Genomic DNA, 4,018 nt, shown 5'->3' with positions numbered 1-4,018 from the left:
AAAGGAAAAATTTGAATTACTGGAACGAAATTTACGCCCACTTTGATCCCGTGGCGTTCAGCGCGTTTGGTATAAACGTGCACTGGTACGGCATTATGTATGTTTTGGCGCTACTTACGGCGCTATTTATGGCAAAGTATTTTGTAAAAAAAGACGGCCTTGGCTTTAGCAATAAGATGCTCGATCGCTACTTTATCTGGGTCGAGGTTGGCGTCATTTTGGGCGCGCGGCTTGGATACATCGCGATCTATTCGGGCGAGGCGGCGTGGTATTTCAGCCATCCGTGGCAAATTTTCAACCCCTTTCATAACGGCGAGTTCGTGGGTATCCGCGGTATGAGCTATCACGGCGCGGTCGTCGGATTCGTGATCGCGACGGTTTGGTTTTGCAAAAAATTTAAAACCGATATGTGGGCGCTGCTCGATCTCGTGGCACTTAGCGTGCCGCTTGGATATTTTTTCGGGCGCGTGGGGAATTTTTTAAATCAGGAGCTTTTTGGGCGCGAGACGAGTGAGCCGTGGGGGATCTTAGTGGGCGGTACGTTGCGTCACCCAAGCCAGCTTTACGAAGCGGTTTTGGAAGGGCTGGTAATTTTCGTGATTTTATTTTTCTACCGTAAATTTAAGAAATTTAACGGCGAGCTGATATGTCTGTACGCGATGCTATACACGGCGTTTAGATTTTTCGTAGAATTTTTTAGAGAGCCGGACGATGGGCTTGGTTTTATATTTTTAAATTTATCGATGGGGCAAATTTTATCTTTGGCGATGTTTTTGATAGCAGTTTTCTTAAAGCAGTCTTTGAAGAAAAAACTAATTTGTAAAAATTAAATTAATCTAAAGTTAAAATGTAATATAATCATTTCCACAAAAGCGTAAACGATCATTTAATGGGAGTTTATAATCATCTTTTCAAGGAGAACCTATGCTAGGTCGCATTGAGGGCTTTACGGGTAAATCCATAGACGGCAAAAAAAGTCGCATTATGGCTTTACAAGACGTGGCGCAAAGCATCAGCGGGCTGATTTTGGCCTGTTTTATGCTGTGTCATATGATATTTACCGGCACGATTTTGATCGGTAAGGGCGCGTTTGAGGGCGTCGTACATTTCGCCGAACCGGGCGGAATTTATTTCGTTACAAACATCGTCGCTTTCGTGATTTTCGTGATTTTCGTAGTTCACGCGTTTTTGGCAATGAGAAAATTTCCGGCTAACTACGCCGCTTACAGGGCGTTTAAAGCGCACAAAATGCGAATGAAGCATTGCGACACGACGCTTTGGTGGTTTCAGTTTTGGACGGGATTTTTACTATTTTTCTTTGCGGCGGCTCATATTTTAATGATCGTATTCGGTCCGAAGATCACCGCGGATCTTGCTATCGCGCGATTCGGACAACTTCATCTATTTTATTTCGTTTTATTGGTATTCGTAGTAACTCACGCTAGCATCGGAATTTATAGATTATATATGAAATGGATCAGCATAGACGGTACAACAAAGGCGGAAGTCCAAAGAAAAAGAGCCCTCATCAAAAAGGTCGTTTTTATCGTTTGGGGCGCATTTTTCTTGCTTTCGATAATCGCCGATTTCAAATGGTTAAGTTTAGAATAGGGAGCTTAGGATGAATGTAATATATTGCGATTCTTTAGTTATTGGCGGCGGTTTGGCGGGCTTAAGAGCTGCGATCGCTACCGGCGAGAAGGGGCTTAGCACTATCGTTTTGAGCCTGATCCCCGTTAAGCGCTCGCACTCTGCGGCAGCTCAAGGCGGCATGCAAGCATCTCTGGGAAATTCCAAAATGAGCGAGGGCGATAATGAAGATGTGCACTTTGCCGATACGGTAAAAGGAAGCGACTGGGGCTGCGATCAGGATGTCGCTAGAATGTTTGCGCAAACGGCGCCTAAGGCGATCCGCGAGCTTGCGGGCTGGGGAGTTCCTTGGACTAGGATTACTAGAGGCGAGCGAAGTGCTATTATCAACGCTCAAAAAACCACGATCAGCGAAAAAGATGAGGTTCACGGACTTATTCACAGCCGCGACTTCGGCGGTACGAAAAAATGGCGAACCTGCTATACTGCCGATGCTACGGGACATACTATGCTTTTTGCCGTTGCAAACGAAGCGCTAAAGCACAACGTGGATATTCATGACAGAAAAGAAGCGATCGCGCTAATTCACGCAAATAACCGCTGCTATGGCGCAATCGTGCGTGATTTGGTTACCGGCGAGCTGATCGCATACGTCTCAAAGGGTACGCTAATCGCTACAGGCGGCTACGGCAGAGTGTATAAACACACTACAAACGCCGTCGTTTGCGAGGGTATCGGCGCAGCTATCGCGCTTGAGACGGGGGTCGCGCAGCTTGGAAATATGGAAGCGGTGCAGTTTCACCCGACCCCTATCGTTCCGAGCGGAATTTTGCTTACCGAGGGTTGCCGCGGCGACGGCGGAATTTTACGCGATGTGGACGGCTACCGCTTTATGCCTGATTATGAGCCGGAGAAAAAAGAGCTTGCTAGCCGCGACGTCGTAAGCCGCCGCATAATGGAGCATATCCGCGCAGGCAAGGGGGTAAAGAGCCCTTACGGCGAGCACGTTTGGCTTGACATATCGATCCTTGGACGCGAGCATATCGAGAAAAATTTACGCGACGTGCAAGAAATTTGCGAAATTTTCAACGGCATCGATCCTGCCGACACCGAGGTAATAACCGACGAGCAGGGCAGGAAGCGCGGCAAGGGCTGGGCTCCGATCCTTCCTATGCAGCACTACTCGATGGGCGGCATCAAAACAAAAGCTACGGGCGAGAGTCCGACTTTGGCGGGACTATTCAGCGCCGGCGAGGCTGCGTGCTGGGATATGCACGGCTTTAACCGCTTGGGCGGAAATTCCGTCGCCGAAACCGTCGTCGCGGGCATGATCGTGGGAGAGTATTTTGCGGAGTATTGCCAAGGGCACGATGTCGATATCAATACGCACGATATCGAAAAATTCGTAGATAAAGAGAAAAATTACATTAAGAGCCTGCTTGAAAAAGAGGGTAAATTTAACGTATTCGAGATCAAAAACAAGATGAAAGACGTTATGTGGGAGCACTGCGCGATCTTCCGCACCGGCGAGGGATTAGCCAAAGCCGTAAAAGAGCTTGAGGAGCTTTACAAGCAGTCTTTGGACGTCAAAGTAAGCAATAAAGAGCTTTTCGGAAATCCTGAGCTTGAGGAGGCTTACCGCGTACCGAAGATGCTAAAGCTCGCGCTTTGTATCGCTAAGGGCGCGCTTGATCGCACCGAAAGCCGCGGCGCGCACTTCCGCGAGGATTATCCGAAACGCGACGATCTAAACTGGCTAAAACGAACTCTTGCAAACTGGAAAGAGGGCGATACTATGCCTACTCTAAGCTACGAGCCACTTGATATTATGAAGATGGAGATGCCGCCTGCATTCCGCGGATACGGCGCCAAAGGCAATATTATCGAGCATCCAGACAGCGCCGTGCGCCAAAAAGAGGTCGATGAAATTCGCGAGAAAATGCAAGCCGAGGGCAAAGGCAGATATGAAATTCAAGAGGCATTGATGCATTATGAATTGCAGCCAAAATATAAAGCACCTAACGAAAGAGCAGGTATAGGATATGAGTAGAAAAATAACAATAAAGGCATTTAAGTATAATCCGCTAAGCAAAATTTCAAAGCCGCACTTCGCTACTTACGAGCTCGAAGAGACCGACGGAATGACGCTGTTTATCGCGCTTAACGTGATTCGTGAGAAATTTGATCCCGAGCTAAGCTTCGACTTCGTTTGTCGCGCGGGTATCTGCGGTAGCTGCGGTATGCTCGTAAACGGCAAACCGAGCCTTGCGTGCCGCACGCTTACTAAGGACTATCCGGACGGCGTGATCGAGCTTATGCCGCTTCCGGTTTTCAAGCTGCTAAAAGACCTCAGCGTCGATACGGGCAACTGGATGAACGCGATGAGCAAACGCGTAGAGAGCTGGATCCACACCGATCACGAGACCGA

General features: G+C 48.2%; 4 protein-coding genes. All 4 read left to right on the top strand.

Translation table 11 applies throughout. The annotated features are described in order from the left end of the window. Positions 1 to 11 precede the first annotated feature (11 nt). Positions 12 to 830 carry a prolipoprotein diacylglyceryl transferase gene (lgt, locus tag Q0438_RS04300; RefSeq protein ID WP_299187754.1) on the top strand — a complete coding sequence of 273 codons (819 nt, stop codon included), beginning with the start codon at positions 12 to 14 and terminating at the stop codon, positions 828 to 830. Positions 831 to 924: 94 nt separating this feature from the next. Beyond that, positions 925 to 1,611 carry a fumarate reductase cytochrome b subunit gene (locus Q0438_RS04295; protein ID WP_299187752.1) on the top strand — a complete coding sequence of 229 codons (687 nt, stop codon included), beginning with the start codon at positions 925 to 927 and terminating at the stop codon, positions 1,609 to 1,611. 10 nt (positions 1,612 to 1,621) lie between these two features. Then, a complete protein-coding gene (locus Q0438_RS04290; protein WP_299187749.1) occupies positions 1,622 to 3,640 on the top strand; it encodes a fumarate reductase flavoprotein subunit in 2,019 nt (672 codons plus the stop codon). Further along, a partial coding sequence (locus Q0438_RS04285) for a 2Fe-2S iron-sulfur cluster-binding protein (RefSeq protein WP_299187746.1) occupies positions 3,633 to 4,018 on the top strand: 386 nt, incomplete at its 3' end. The genes Q0438_RS04290 and Q0438_RS04285, both read left to right, overlap by 8 nt.

It is taken from the genome of uncultured Campylobacter sp., from assembly GCF_938030785.1.
GTDB lineage: Bacteria > Campylobacterota > Campylobacteria > Campylobacterales > Campylobacteraceae > Campylobacter_B.
The sequence above is the reverse complement of the archived record's forward strand: the minus strand, read 5'-3'. Positions and strand labels throughout refer to the sequence as shown.

Coding starts and splice junctions, on each gene's coding strand:
- Q0438_RS04295 (WP_299187752.1), top strand. CDS start 925: ATGCTAGGTCGCATTGAGGGCTTTACGGGTAAATCCATAGACGGCAAA.
- Q0438_RS04290 (WP_299187749.1), top strand. CDS start 1,622: ATGAATGTAATATATTGCGATTCTTTAGTTATTGGCGGCGGTTTGGCG.